14 protein-coding genes are annotated in these 13377 nt (G+C 45.2%); 2 read left to right on the forward strand and 12 right to left on the reverse strand.

Annotated elements, in window-relative coordinates:
- The first annotated feature begins 159 nt into the window (after window positions 1-159).
- Window positions 160-600 (forward strand): hypothetical protein, encoded by a 441-nt coding sequence (locus tag ACN0V2_RS11190; protein ID WP_417550902.1) that lies wholly within the window; start codon window positions 160-162, stop codon window positions 598-600.
- Complete coding sequence (locus ACN0V2_RS11195) at window positions 590-1300, forward strand: 4'-phosphopantetheinyl transferase family protein (protein ID WP_417550903.1); 711 nt, start codon at window positions 590-592, stop codon at window positions 1298-1300. The genes ACN0V2_RS11190 and ACN0V2_RS11195 overlap by 11 nt, the downstream gene beginning before the upstream one ends.
- Before the next feature lie 73 nt (window positions 1301-1373).
- Here the strand turns inward: ACN0V2_RS11195 and ACN0V2_RS11200 are convergent, their stop codons facing one another.
- The 12 genes from ACN0V2_RS11200 to ACN0V2_RS11255 form a co-directional block, all read right to left on the reverse strand.
- Entirely contained in the window at window positions 1374-2018 is a 645-nt protein-coding gene (locus ACN0V2_RS11200) for a hypothetical protein (RefSeq protein WP_417550904.1), read from the reverse strand.
- A gap of 141 nt (window positions 2019-2159) precedes the next feature.
- Window positions 2160-3038, reverse strand: a complete 879-nt coding sequence (locus ACN0V2_RS11205) for an MOSC domain-containing protein (RefSeq protein WP_417550905.1) — start codon at window positions 3036-3038, stop codon at window positions 2160-2162.
- Window positions 3039-3151: 113 nt separating this feature from the next.
- Window positions 3152-4108, reverse strand: a complete 957-nt coding sequence (locus ACN0V2_RS11210) for a response regulator (protein WP_417550906.1) — start codon at window positions 4106-4108, stop codon at window positions 3152-3154.
- Window positions 4101-7487, reverse strand: a complete 3387-nt coding sequence (locus ACN0V2_RS11215; protein WP_417550907.1) for an ATP-binding protein — start codon at window positions 7485-7487, stop codon at window positions 4101-4103. The genes ACN0V2_RS11210 and ACN0V2_RS11215 overlap by 8 nt, the downstream gene beginning before the upstream one ends.
- Window positions 7488-7686: 199 nt before the next feature.
- Window positions 7687-8256, reverse strand: a complete 570-nt coding sequence (locus ACN0V2_RS11220) for a HupE/UreJ family protein (protein WP_417550908.1) — start codon at window positions 8254-8256, stop codon at window positions 7687-7689.
- Window positions 8257-8281: 25 nt separating this feature from the next.
- On the reverse strand, window positions 8282-8890 hold the full coding sequence (gene ureG / locus ACN0V2_RS11225) for an urease accessory protein UreG (protein ID WP_069295852.1): 609 nt from the start codon (window positions 8888-8890) through the stop codon (window positions 8282-8284).
- Window positions 8891-8906: 16 nt separating this feature from the next.
- Window positions 8907-9587: an urease accessory protein UreF gene (locus tag ACN0V2_RS11230; RefSeq protein WP_417550909.1), complete on the reverse strand. Its 681-nt coding sequence runs from the start codon at window positions 9585-9587 to the stop codon at window positions 8907-8909.
- A gap of 1 nt (window position 9588) precedes the next feature.
- Window positions 9589-10095 (reverse strand): urease accessory protein UreE, encoded by a 507-nt coding sequence (gene ureE, locus ACN0V2_RS11235; protein WP_417550910.1) that lies wholly within the window; start codon window positions 10093-10095, stop codon window positions 9589-9591.
- Between the two features lie 22 nt (window positions 10096-10117).
- Window positions 10118-11836 carry an urease subunit alpha gene (gene ureC, locus ACN0V2_RS11240; RefSeq protein WP_417550911.1) on the reverse strand — a complete coding sequence of 573 codons (1719 nt, stop codon included), beginning with the start codon at window positions 11834-11836 and terminating at the stop codon, window positions 10118-10120.
- Window positions 11833-12141 (reverse strand): urease subunit beta, encoded by a 309-nt coding sequence (locus ACN0V2_RS11245; protein ID WP_417550912.1) that lies wholly within the window; start codon window positions 12139-12141, stop codon window positions 11833-11835. Before ACN0V2_RS11245 ends, ureC begins: the two co-directional genes overlap by 4 nt.
- An 11-nt stretch (window positions 12142-12152) precedes the next feature.
- Window positions 12153-12455 (reverse strand): urease subunit gamma, encoded by a 303-nt coding sequence (gene ureA / locus ACN0V2_RS11250; protein WP_226076361.1) that lies wholly within the window; start codon window positions 12453-12455, stop codon window positions 12153-12155.
- 27 nt (window positions 12456-12482) lie between these two features.
- Window positions 12483-13377 (reverse strand): urease accessory protein UreD (locus ACN0V2_RS11255; protein WP_417550913.1); only part of this gene is annotated, 895 nt, incomplete at its 5' end.

Genomic DNA, 13377 nt, shown 5'->3' on the forward strand with positions numbered 1-13377 from the left:
CAGGTCCAAAGTTCCATCTTCGGCTTTTTTGTTTTTTATAGGAAGGTGAATTTTACTTTGCGTAAATGTTTATGCAAGTCAAAAATGCAATTGAGCGGCACAAACTCTTGACCTATACTCTGCCGCTTTACTATTTCAACCCTACACGGAGGTAATTGCATGAAACAAATCTTTTTTCTTCTAACATTATCAGCATTATTGTTTTCTACCCCGGCATCTAGTCGCGATACCCAACACATGCTTTCCATCGAAGCAGCAATGAACTCTGCCGATTTCAAAGAACGACTGGATCCCAATATTCATTTTTATTTTGGCACTCAGGCTCACCCAGAAATCGAGCAATCATTTGGAAATTTTGTCAGTAACAAAAAAACCAACGCTTTTGGTAAATCGGATGAAGCAGCTTGTGAATGGGTTCTGCTCAGTGCATTGCTTTCATTTCAGGATCGGGTAAAAGCCGAAGGTGGTAACGCAGTGGTCAATCTGAACAGTTATTATAAAAAGAACAGCTTCAGCAGTGAGACTGAATATGAATGTCATGCAGGTGGCATCATGGCTGGCGTTGCGCTGCAAGGCGATGTGGTAAAAATTGCCGAATAAGCTAGCTGAATTTCCTCAACTTTGGTTCGCCAAAGTTGAGCATGCTTCTCTGCAAAACGAAGAAGCATGCAAAAGTTTGTTATCAATATCTGAATACCGACGTTTCAAAGCCATCCAATCGCCCTCTAAACAAAGACAATATTTATTAAGTCGATGGTTGATACGCCATGCTTTATCACATGCATACCATCAATCAATGGCTTTTTGGAATATCGAAGAGATTACTGGTAAATTCCCTGTTATTCACAACTTGCCAGATGACGCTTTTCTGAGCCTTTCACACAGTCACGACCGAATCATGTTTGCCATGTCCGATGGCCCTATTGGGGTTGATATCGAAAAAAAGATTCAGCGAAAAAACGTTGCTGAAATGGCTGAATTATTCATGACTCCAGAAGAACTGGAATTATTTCACCAGCATGTAAATAGGGAGTTATATTTTTATCAAACTTGGTGCATTAAAGAAGCCTATTTCAAATCATTACCCGCGCATGAACAGCAGAATCTTTCTCTGCAAAAAATTGACTCTTCCTATATCCGTTCTGACAAAAACGGCAGCACGATTATTACCGATAGATTAATTGGATATGTGCTGGCGGTTCATAGCGAGAAAAAACTCGATGCTATTAATTGTTTTGCACTAAATGACAGCGACCAAGATTTTATGAACAACTTCGGCCCTGTAGTCGATAATTTTTAACTATCCTCAATTGAGGATATTTTCTGACCCGTTTGGCTCTCTGATTATCACATTCATAGGTTTTTCCAAACCGTTACCAGCCGAACGTTGACTGCCAGTCCTCGGCATTCACAAATCCTACTAAGCGGGGTTTACTTCCTACAGAGCGATTGATAGCAAACAGGGTGGTCGCGTAATTAGGGATATCTCGGGTGGCTCCCAGGCTCTTTTGAAATTCGGTTATACAATCACCGTAAACCACAAAAATCAGATTTCGCTCAGCTTTTTTATTTTCCATTACGGCATTTAATAGCTGATCATCAACATTGCATTGAGCCAGACTTTCATCGGCCACAGCCTCATGGGCAAATAGGACTTGTGAGGTTTCTTCGCTGCGTTGCTGTGGGCTGTAATAGATATCAGCTTTGTGCAAACCTAAAATTTGCAGATCTTCTGCCAAGGCGTAGCCGACACCAAGCGATTGTTTAGTGATGCCATTTTCGGTGTGCCAGCATTGAACGTCTTTACCTTCACAGCTCTCAAGATGATGAATGACGGCAATCACTTCACCGTTTTCCCAACTAGATTTAAGCGATGCCACTTCTGTTTGATTATTGTCAGACAAATCGATGGAAACGGGCTTTTGCAACAGCAAAAACATCAAACTGATAAAAGAAAACGGTAACAAACTAAATAGCAATACTCTTTTATAGATCAATGCCTTAGAGCGCGACGCCATGCGGATTCCTTACGGGATATTTATATCAATTGCGAGCAATGATTTGTGCCGTTCACAGCATGATTAAACTGTGAAACGACACTACTTTTGCGGATGATGCAGTTTACTGGATGCACAAATGGGATCAAGCCTAACTTGCTTCTAGCAGTCGTTATTTTGCAGAAAAACCTCATCGCCCAGACGGATCACCGCACTTTGTTTAATTGCCCCGTAAACACCCAGATTTTGATCAGCTTTTTGCACGATGGTTCGTAAAATACTGCTATCTGATTCGAGTGTTTGTTGAGATCTCGTTACCGCACCACAACGTGGAGTGGTGCTATTGCATTCAATGGTGGCGCGCCCAATTCGTAATTTATTATCCACCCAGGCCTGTTCTACCAAACCTTCCATTCCGGGCAGGGTTTCGATCACCAGATTGGGCCGAAACCGTTGCACATTCCAATCAGCTTCAGGATTGAGTTGTTGCATATGAGCCAGTGTGGCGGTGGTGAGTAGATGAAAAGGTGTTACCAGAAAAAACGTCCCCGGAATAGAAACAAAATCCTTTGCTGCTGAAGGCAAGTCATCGAGGATCTCTGGCAAAGGTTCACCTTCTTCCCGATCGAATGTCGCTTTTAATTCTTCCAGCCAAGTATGGTCATCTTTTTTGTGACGACGGTAAAAATCAAGTTCTGCTAATGGGCGAAGCGATTCCAGAGTTGAATCATGGCCGGTTAATTCCGTTAACGCTTGGTGAATCAACGGATCATCACTACCCATCATTCGACCATCAGGTAACAAAATATCCACTTCATCATGTGGTCCGGTCATTTGTGGGCTACGGCAACGTGCTACACAACGTAATAATTGTGGTCTGAATTTGCAGCTTTGGATTTCTTGACGTGCGGTATCTTGTAGCGCCCAGATGCGATCACCTTGCAGGCCCATATCGCCAAGATGACAGAAATTCAGGCTCTCGCCAGCCATGCCTTTCACTGGGTAACGCCATATTTGTTGTACGGTTCCGACTTTAATCATGCGTACTCCTGAAATATCTCAAGGCTGTTAAGCCTATTCAGTGTTGTTTCATGATCACGCCGTTGTAATGCACGAAATTTTTAGTGGGGATGTGTGGATAATTTGATTAAACGTTATTCCACCGCGCCAAAGCTGTTGCTACCACTTAACGAGCGAAGTTTGTTTACTGCTAATGACGCTGCAGCTGTGCGAGTTTCTACCCCTAGCTTGGTAAACACATGTTCCATATGTTTGTTCACTGTACGAGGGCTGGTCCCGAGGATTTCTCCGATACTCTTATCGGTTTTACCTAGAATCACCCAATGTAGAACTTCTGACTCACGATTAGTTAAGTTGAATATCGCCCGCAAAGCTTCAATCTGTGCGGTTTCAGACTCTTCGCGTAATAAAATCAACCATTGCTCTTCGCTTTGCAGATCGGCCGCATTAAATATCAGTCGTCCCGTTGGTTTGTGCACGATATGAGGACGTAAACGTCGCTCTCCGCCTTGGTGCAACTGCATCACCCATTCCTGTAATGCTTCTGGGGTATCCTGAATCAATAGATCGTCATCCGCACTCATGTATTTTTCAATCAATTGACGAGCTAATGGCGTCTGCCAAACAATCTTGCCGTTTTTGGGTAACACTGCGATGGCTGCCTGGCCAAATGCATCCAAAGCGCCCTGGGTCTGATTAATTAATCGTGAGTTTTTCAGGTGGGTATTAATACGGGCAATGACTTCGATGGGACTCAATGGTTTGGTCACATAATCAATTCCGCCAGCTGAGAATCCAGCAACAACATGCTCGGATTCAGTCAAACCGGTCATAAAAATGACTGGAATATGACGGGTATTCAAATCCTGCTTAAGAATACGGCAGACTTCAAAGCCATCCATACCTGGCATCAGCGCATCCAGCAACACAATATCCGGGGTGGCTTCAAGGCTAATTTTTAGGGCCGACTTACCATTATCAGCCACTAACACGGTATAACCGGACTCGACTAAAGCATCGTGTAAAAGTGCCAGCGTATCGGGTGTATCATCAACCACCAACACCACAGCATTAAGCGAACTTTCAGACATCAGCTAATTTCTCTTCTATAAAGGTTTTCATCGTCCCTAATTGAAATTTTTCAGACATTTGGCGAATTTCTGCCACAAATTGTGCACAGGCCAACCCTTTTTCATCAATTTCCTGAATCAGTTTACGTACCCCGACCAGATATCCCATGTTGATCATCTCTAATAAGTCGTTCAACACTTCTTCTGGGGGCAATTTATAGTCCATTACGGCAGATTCCTTTGCCAATTCCTCCTTGCTTTCTATCCATTGCAGGTCCAGTCGCTCACCGATCCAGTTGATTAATTCATATAAATTGACAGGTTTTAAAATAAAGTCTTTATCGGTAATACCCGATGAGTTTTCGAGGTTTTTATCAAAGGCATTGGCCGAGATTATGCCGATTTTCACATCCGATTTGTGTACATTACGAATCAAATGACAGGTTTCCCAGCCATCCATTTCTGGCATCGCCAAATCCATAAAAATGATTTCTGGCTGAAATTCTGGATAAATACGCAAACATTCCGCGCCCGATGCGGCTTCTCTTACCTCAAAGCCTAACGGCTCAAGAATATTGAGTAGTAATTCACGATCCACCGGCTCGTTATCTACCACAAGCAGTTTACGTCTTGGTCCTTTGTATCCCACAGGCATCCGGGTCGAGATTAACGGTAAATCTTCTTCAACCCGCACAGATGGCAAAAACAGTCGGACAAAAAATGTGGTGCCTTTGCCAACCTGACTTTCCACATGCAACACACCGCCCATTAACTCTGTGAGCAACTTGCTGATGGTCAGCCCTAATCCGGTGCCACCGACACCCTGTGCTGCACTGCCCCGCACAAATGGTTCAAATATCTTATCTAACTCAGATTGTTTAATGCCTGGGCCGGTATCTTCGACTTCTATCGATAAAAATTCACGGGCATGGTTAAAGCGTAAATAAATCGCTCCCTCTTGAGTATATTTCACCGCATTACCGATGATGTTAATGAGGATTTGGCTTAAGCGTTTATGATCGGCGCGTACGATTCTTGGCAAATCCGAGCTGATTTCATATTCAAATTTCAGCCCTTTATTAATTGCTTGTAACTCAAACATGCTGATAATTTGCTGGATATATTCAGGAAAACGCAGGGATTTGATGTCAAATTGCAGTTTTCCACCTTCTATCCGTGCAATATCCAGCGTGCCTTCAATCAATGACAGTAAATGCTCACCACTACGCAGAATAACCTTAATCGCATTTTTGTTTTCGGTCGTTACATCGGCGTTGTTATCCATTAATTGGGCATAGCCCAAAATGCTATTTAACGGCGTTCGCAGTTCATGACTGATACCGGTGATATAACGACTTTTGGCCTGATTGGCCTGCTCGGCAACGACTCGGGCTTGTTGTAATTCAGCATCGGTTTGTTCATGCAAAATAATTTCGCGTTGTAACAAGCTGGTTTGATGGTTGGATTCCTGCTGTGCCACATTACGACTTTGTGATGTCAGAATTAACCACCAGACAATAATGCCACTCACTAAAACCAGTGCAAAAAACGCTTTTAAAAAGCCTATCCTGATCTCAGGTAGGATCTGCGCGGCATTTCCGGTCAGGGTTAATGAGATATGCAGATAAATCAAACCGAATATCGACGCCAGCAATAACACGGTCATGCCCATCAACAGAATGTAATGACCTACCCCATTTTGGATATAACCCCAAAGCGACTTCGGTAGCAGTTTGGTCATCGCCGCCTGCCACTGGGAATCCAGCTTGGCATGTGGTTTACAGGCATCATTACAGCGTGCATCCAGACAACAGCAAAGCGAACAAATCGCCCCCTGATAAGCCGGACAATACGCGACGTCATCTATCTCATATTCACGTTCGCAAATACTGCAGGTTTCTTTGGTTTTTCCAGGATGAAACTTATATGGCTGACGAGCTAGATAATATTTCCCCTTGGTCCACCAAGCGAATAACGGCGAACAAATCAATGCGGAAAACATGGCAATAAAGGAGGAAAATGACTGTGCTTCCAGACCAAAAGCGCCTACAAACGCCAATACCGAGAGTATTGACGCGATGGCCATCGCGCCAACACCAACTGGATTGATATCGTATAAATAAGCGCGGCGGAACTCGACCCCTTTAGGGCTCAAACCCAACGGTTTATTAATAACAAGATCTGCCACTACGGCAGTGATCCAGGAAATCGCAATATTCGAATACAGACCCAAAATCTGTTCAAGTGCCTGAAACACATCCAGCAACATCAACATGGTGGCGATCAAAACATTGAATAACAACCACACCACGCGGCCGGGATGGCTATGTGTTAAGCGGGCAAAGAAGTTCGACCAGGCCAGGGAACCAGCGTAAGCATTGGTGATATTGATCTTGATTTGTGACAACACCACAAAAAATACTGTCACCGCCAGCAACACATCGGCGTTGGAAAAAACATAGCTAAACGCGACGTGATACATATATGTCGGGTTGACTGCTTCTTCAACCGACTTGGCGCCCATTAACACCAGATAGGCCAATAACACACCGGCAAACATCTTGATCATGCCAATAAAGATCCAACCAGGACCGGCGAAAATCACCCCTAAATGCCACCTAAATCGGTTTTTTTGCGTCTTTTCGGGCATAAATCGCAGAAAATCTACCTGTTCGCCCACTTGAGGAATCAGTGCCATGCCGATGGCGATGGCCGTGCCAAACATATAAATATTAAAGCCGCTGTCATAGCCCGAACCACCGGCAAAACTCATTAAACCTCGAAGTGCATCCGGCTCTTTGGCAAAAATAAAGATAAATGGAAGCACCATTAAAAACAGCCATATCGGCTGCGTAATCATCTGTATCCGGCTGATTAATGTCACACCATGCGTCACCAGCGGAATAACCACCACCGCAGAGATCAAATACCAGACATAGATAGGCCAATCGAAATACATACTCAGCGCATAGGCCATGATCACCGCTTCAAGCGCGAATAAAATAAAGGTGAAAGTGGCATAGACAAACGAAGAGATGGTTGAGCCGATATAGCCAAACCCGGCACCCCGGGTCAGTAAGTCCATATCGAGGCCATATTTGGCCGCGTAATAACTGATGGGCAAACTGGTTAGAAAAATAATTAGACTGATAGTCAGAATTGCCCAAAAGGCATTCACAAAACCGAAATTGACGGCAAGTGCACCACCAATAACTTCTAAAACCAGAAAGGAAATCGCGCCTAGTGCGGTATTGGAGACACGAAAAATCGACCACTTTCTAAAAGAGTGCGGTGTGAAACGCAAGGCATAATCTTCCAGCGTTTCATTGGCGACCCAAGTATTGTAATCACGGCGGATTTTAACAATACGTTGCGGTGCGTTATTTTCTGATGACTCCATCAAAGCATTTTCCCGATAAATTTAGCCCATGGCTTGATGGATCTCGGCACTCAATTAAGATTGAGTTAAATACACATAGCTTACCCAGTCACATCATAACGTATGATTGACGAGTTTTTATCTACGTAATATTGCGTATTGAGGTTTTCAAAGCTAGAACAGAAGGGGGATAAGCAATCCCCCGTCTCTAGAATGTGATTTACATGATCAATAAATAGGCGCCGCTAAGTGTTAATAATGCAGCAAACCCACGTTGTAGTAATAAACCCAGTTGATTTTTAAAACTGGCAAGATAAACACCCAAACCAAGCAAAATCATTGTAGCCAACAACATACCCACTACCGCAGCCATGCCATTACCGGCAGCCACCAGTTCCTGACCATGAACAAAGCCATGTAACAGTGCAAACATCGCGGTCAACAGCAGTTGCCATACACGATTGACAGAAGTGTTTAACAAAATCACCAAGCCCATTGCTAATACACTGACCGCAATGGCGACTTCGATAAAGGCTAAGCCTGGAATCATTGCACCTAGCGCCACACCACCCAACATAAACATGACAAACTGCATCGGCACCTGCCAACGTGCTGATGAATGAGATTGGCCCGCCCAAAAGCCCACTGCCAGCATTACCAGCAGATGATCAATACCGGTAAACGGATGACTAAAACCACTGGCAAAATTAGCCATATCGTGACCAGGATGCGCAAAAGCAATGGCTGGGAATGCCAGCGTGCCCAATAGCGTTAATAGCATTTTTTTCATGTCATTTCCTTGTATGTTAAGACGATTAATTCAACATTAATCCCTGCTTTTCAATAAAAGCGACAATAGTCTCCAATCCGTCTTCCTGCTTCAGGTTGGTAAACACAAATGGTCGTTCACCACGCATACGTTTTGAATCGCGATCCATGACTTCCAATGAAGCCCCTACCAGCGGCGCTAAATCGGTTTTATTGATCACCAGCAAATCGGATTTGGTAATTCCTGGTCCACCCTTTCGTGGAATTTTCTCACCAGCAGATACATCGATAACGTAGAGGGTCAGATCGGATAATTCCGGGCTGAAGGTGGCAGCCAGATTATCGCCACCACTTTCCACAAATACGATATCTAATGGGTCGAAGCGTTTACTCAACTGGGCAACTGCTTCCAGATTCATTGACGCATCTTCACGGATGGCGGTATGCGGACATCCCCCCGTTTCGACCCCAATAATGCGATCTGCTGACAGCGCTTCGTTGCGCGTTAAAAACTCGGCATCTTCTTTGGTATAAATGTCATTGGTCACCACCGCAATATTATATTTATCGCGCAAACGCTTACATAAAGCCAGCGTTAATGCTGTTTTACCGGAACCAACCGGACCACCTATGCCAACTCGTAAAGGTTCTTTCATCTTATATTTCTCTTAGTCATGAGCGAAATAATCGGGAATATTGGGTTTCATGCCGACAACCGGCAATGCTCAGTGCAGGGCAAAAATTGTGAATATCCTCATCCGGCAACTGCAGGGCTTGGTCTACTAATTTAGGCAATGTCATGGCTAAATCCGACAAAATGCGTTGCCCTGCCACTTGGCCTAATGGCACAGCTTTCATAATTGCGCTGACCTGGTTTTCCAGAAACGACCAGGCATAGGCATGCAACATATCACTTAGCGAAATTTCCCAACATAAAGCGCTGACGGAATAGATTGTCGGAAAAGCAGGCTGCTGCAGAGTGCCACTTAATAAGACAACTTGTGGCGGCCAAGTGGCCAAATCCCGTTGCAGTCTTAGTAGTGAATAGGCCATTTGGCGCGTTTCCGCTAAGGCCTCACTACTATCGCGACCCGCTTGATAATACTCATCCCAGTATTGAATCTGCGGACCATCCATCTGCTGCCAGGCTTTATATAACCTCAGCAAAACGGGTAATTCAAAGCTGGCAAAATAGATCGATAACACATCGCCAATCCATTGTTTTGACGAATCAATATCCTTAACGTCTGCAGATTCTATCGCCCACTCCAGTCCCTGCGAATAACTGTATGCACCTACCGGCAGCATAGGGCTGGCAAGTTGTAACAGACGAGAAAGTGAGGCTGAACTCATTTTAGTGACTGTGTCCATGTTCGTGTGGGTGAACATGATCGTGTGAATGCTCATCGTCATGATGATGGTGGTGTCCACCACCAGCATACGCACCAGATTCCGGTTCAAACGGCGCTTGAAGTTCTTCTACCTCAACACCTAACCCCAGCAACATATCTTTCAGCACTGAATCGGTTTCCAGCTTAAGCCAGCTATCACCAATTTCCAGTGGAACATGTCGATTACCCAAATGATAAGCCGCTCGGGTTAAAGCCTTTGAGTTGGTAGCAGTTACTTTCATCACCGCCTGATCGGCAGCAATGACTTCGACGACTTCCCCGGTATCGGCACGTAGGAAATCACCACCGCGTAAAATCGTGCCACGTTGCATGTAAAGGGCCGCTTCGTTTCCCGATTGCATGGTCACCCGAATACGGCTTTTCTGCCGTAAATCAAAACTCAGGCTAACCACATCATCAATCACCGTATTGGTATGGATATGATCAAGCTTGGTGGAAATCGATAACATATTTGTCCCTAACTAGGTGCTGCTAAAACAAGAAATAACGCTGTGCCATCGGCAATTCGGTGGCTGGTTCACAGATTAATAACTCGCCATCGGCCAGCACCTGATAGGTTTCTGGATCCACCTCGATCTTAGGTGTGGCATCGTTAAACACCATGTCTTTTTTGCTAATATTTCGACAATTTTTCACCGCAACCAAGGGCTTTTGTAAGTCCAGCGCTTTGACCGCAGGATTGGATAAAGCCGCTTCAGAAACAAAGGTTAACGAAGTTTTTAAGGCTTTGCCAAAGCTACCAAACATTGGCCGATAATGTACCGGTTGTGGGGTTGGGATGGATGCATTGGGGTCGCCCATCGCCGCAGCGGCAATCATGCCACCTTTTAAAATCAGTGTCGGTTTCACGCCAAAAAATGCCGGACGCCAAAATACTAAATCGGCAAATTTACCGGTTTCGATGGATCCGACTTTATGCGAAATACCATGCGTTATGGCTGGATTAATAGTGTATTTGGCAATGTAACGTTTAATCCGAAAGTTATCGCAGTCACCATCACCTTGTTCAGCGTCTTCTTTTAAAGCGCCACGTTGAACTTTCATTTTATGCGCGGTCTGCCAGGTACGAATAACTACTTCACCAACCCGCCCCATCGCTTGAGAGTCCGATGACATCATCGCAAAGGCACCGGTATCGTGCAATATGTCTTCAGCGGCAATGGTTTCTCTGCGAATTCGTGATTCGGCAAATGCCACATCTTCGGCAATCGAAGGATCCAGATGATGGCACACCATCAGCATATCCAGATGCTCATCCAGTGTATTGACGGTAAACGGTCGTGTTGGATTTGTGGAAGATGGCAATACATTGGAAGAACCAATGGCTTTAATAATATCTGGCGCATGACCGCCACCAGCACCTTCGGTATGAAAGGTGTGAATGGTGCGACCTTTAAAGGCAGCCAAGGTGGTTTCTACAAAACCTGATTCGTTTAAGGTATCGGTGTGGATCGCCACCTGAATATCCATCTCGTCAGCCACGGATAAACAATTATCGATCGCCGCAGGGGTGGTGCCCCAGTCTTCATGTAGCTTCAACCCGATAACGCCGGCTTCGACCTGTTCACGGGCTGGTTCCGGCTGAGATACATTGCCTTTGCCAAAAAAACCTAGATTCATCGGAAAGGCTTCAGCAGCTTCCAGCATCCGGTGAATATGCCAAGGTCCTGGAGTACAGGTTGTGGCATAAGTTCCAGTTGCTGGTCCAGTGCCGCCACCAAGCATCGTGGTAATGCCCGACATTAACGCTTCTTCAATCTGTTGTGGGCAAATCCAGTGAATATGACTATCAATGCCGCCTGCAGTAAGAATCATGCCTTCACCAGCAATGATTTCGGTACCGGCACCAATGGGGATAGTCACATTCGGTTGAATATCTGGATTTCCGGCTTTGCCGATAGCCCAGATATGGCCGTCTTTGATGGCCACATCGGCTTTAATAATGCCAGTAATGGCGTCTACGATCAGCGCATTAGTGATAACCGTATCTGCGACCTCCTTAGCAACTAGCTGAGATTGTCCCATACCATCGCGAATGACTTTACCGCCGCCGAACTTCACTTCCTCACCATAAGTGGTGAGATCTTGTTCGACTTCAATCCATAATTCGGTGTCGGCTAGCCGGACTTTATCGCCCACCGTGGGCCCAAACATTTCGGCATAGGCTTGTCGTCCAATTTTTAAGCTCATGACAGGGCTCCCATGACTCTTCCAGCAAATCCAAAAACTTGTCGCAATCCCGCTAAGGCAACTAATTCAACGGTTCGCGTTTGGCCGGGCTCAAACCTAACTGCAGTGCCGGGAGCAATATTCAGGCGAAAACCATAAGCCTTTTCGCGATCAAATTGCAGCGCATCGTTCACTTCAAAAAAATGATAATGCGATCCTATCTGCACTGGTCGATCACCACTGTTTGAAACATCAATGGTGACAACGGCGCGATCCACATTCATTTGTAAATCACCCGCTTTTATTCGCATTTCTCCAGGAATCATAGTGCGTGTCCTCAGATAATTGGGTTATGCACGGTGACCAGTTTGGTGCCGTCAGGAAAAGTCGCTTCGATCTGAATTTCTGGCAGCATCTCAGCAATACCGTCCATCACATCATCTCGTCCCAGCAGGGTGGCACCGTAATCCATCAATTCGGCGACGGTTCGGCCATCGCGTGCACCTTCCATAATTGCCGCAGAAATATAGGCTACTGCTTCGGGATAATTGAGTTTTAAGCCACGGTCTTTACGTCGTTCAGCCACTAAAGCTGCGGTGAATATCAGTAATTTATCTTTTTCTCTTGGTGTCAGTTCCATTGCTTTTCCAGCCTTGTTTATCTATGTCTAAGTCGCCCAAATACGTGGTCGAACAGCTTCACGCTTGGCATACCATGGTCGTAAGCAGTGCCATACTTTTTCAAAATAGTGTTTAGCTTCTTGTGCACAGGGGCCGATATAACGTGCAGTAAAAATTTCCGGCAATGCTGACACGCCGACACGGGCAGAAGAGTCCAGGCTGATTTCCTGACAAGCCTGTAAAATATCAGTCGGCGTTTGCCCGGCGGCCACCACAAAACTGCCAAACACAACGTGATTTTGTAAACCCGCCATCGCATTCAAAACCTTACTCTCAGGGGTGAGAACGGCGGATTCGTTCCAAATTAGTCTACCTTCACGTTTTATCAGTAATTGTTGACGAAAACGACCTGTTTGCCAACGTTCACCACTGGCCTGTCGGCCCAGACAAATCACTTCCCAACCTGCAAAAGTGCCAGCTTCATTAAGATTAACCTGGGTTTTTAATGCCACATCCGCCCCATCAAATACGATATTTTCCTGAGGCAGCCATTCCAAATGACTATGTTCATCCAATGTCATTTCAATATGCTGACTGGCTTGTCTTCCTGCTGATTTATACCATTTAGTTGCACCGGGAGTGGTCAATAAGGCGGAGCTTTCGGGTTGCATTTCTACCGTTAGCTGTAAACGATCGCCACCAGCAACACCACCCGGAGGATGAATGATGACACCGTGTGCTGGATTATTACCTTCTGGATACAGTACTTTTTGAATGACTAAAGGGCCATGATGCTGGCGTCGGGCGAGGATGGTTTTGTTGGAGCGGCTATCGAATATCAGTTTCAGACTGGCATCCCAGCCAGTCATCAACTGATTAATTGCAGATTTTTCAATTTGTTGTGTTACTGGTAAAGCCGTTTCTGAGCGCACATTCATGCCA

The organism is Methylophaga sp. (assembly GCF_048266885.1).
Lineage (GTDB): Bacteria > Pseudomonadota > Gammaproteobacteria > Nitrosococcales > Methylophagaceae > Methylophaga.

Bases quoted from the DNA above. Each gene is read 5' to 3' on its own strand.
- ACN0V2_RS11190 (WP_417550902.1), top strand. From the start codon at position 160: ATGAAACAAATCTTTTTTCTTCTAACATTATCAGCATTATTGTTTTCT.
- ACN0V2_RS11200 (WP_417550904.1), bottom strand. From the start codon at position 2,018: ATGGCGTCGCGCTCTAAGGCATTGATCTATAAAAGAGTATTGCTATTT.
- ACN0V2_RS11205 (WP_417550905.1), bottom strand. From the start codon at position 3,038: ATGATTAAAGTCGGAACCGTACAACAAATATGGCGTTACCCAGTGAAA.
- ACN0V2_RS11210 (WP_417550906.1), bottom strand. From the start codon at position 4,108: ATGTCTGAAAGTTCGCTTAATGCTGTGGTGTTGGTGGTTGATGATACA.
- ACN0V2_RS11215 (WP_417550907.1), bottom strand. From the start codon at position 7,487: ATGGAGTCATCAGAAAATAACGCACCGCAACGTATTGTTAAAATCCGC.
- ACN0V2_RS11220 (WP_417550908.1), bottom strand. From the start codon at position 8,256: ATGAAAAAAATGCTATTAACGCTATTGGGCACGCTGGCATTCCCAGCC.
- ureG (WP_069295852.1), bottom strand. From the start codon at position 8,890: ATGAAAGAACCTTTACGAGTTGGCATAGGTGGTCCGGTTGGTTCCGGT.
- ACN0V2_RS11230 (WP_417550909.1), bottom strand. From the start codon at position 9,587: ATGAGTTCAGCCTCACTTTCTCGTCTGTTACAACTTGCCAGCCCTATG.
- ureE (WP_417550910.1), bottom strand. From the start codon at position 10,095: ATGTTATCGATTTCCACCAAGCTTGATCATATCCATACCAATACGGTG.
- ureC (WP_417550911.1), bottom strand. From the start codon at position 11,836: ATGAGCTTAAAAATTGGACGACAAGCCTATGCCGAAATGTTTGGGCCC.
- ACN0V2_RS11245 (WP_417550912.1), bottom strand. From the start codon at position 12,141: ATGATTCCTGGAGAAATGCGAATAAAAGCGGGTGATTTACAAATGAAT.
- ureA (WP_226076361.1), bottom strand. From the start codon at position 12,455: ATGGAACTGACACCAAGAGAAAAAGATAAATTACTGATATTCACCGCA.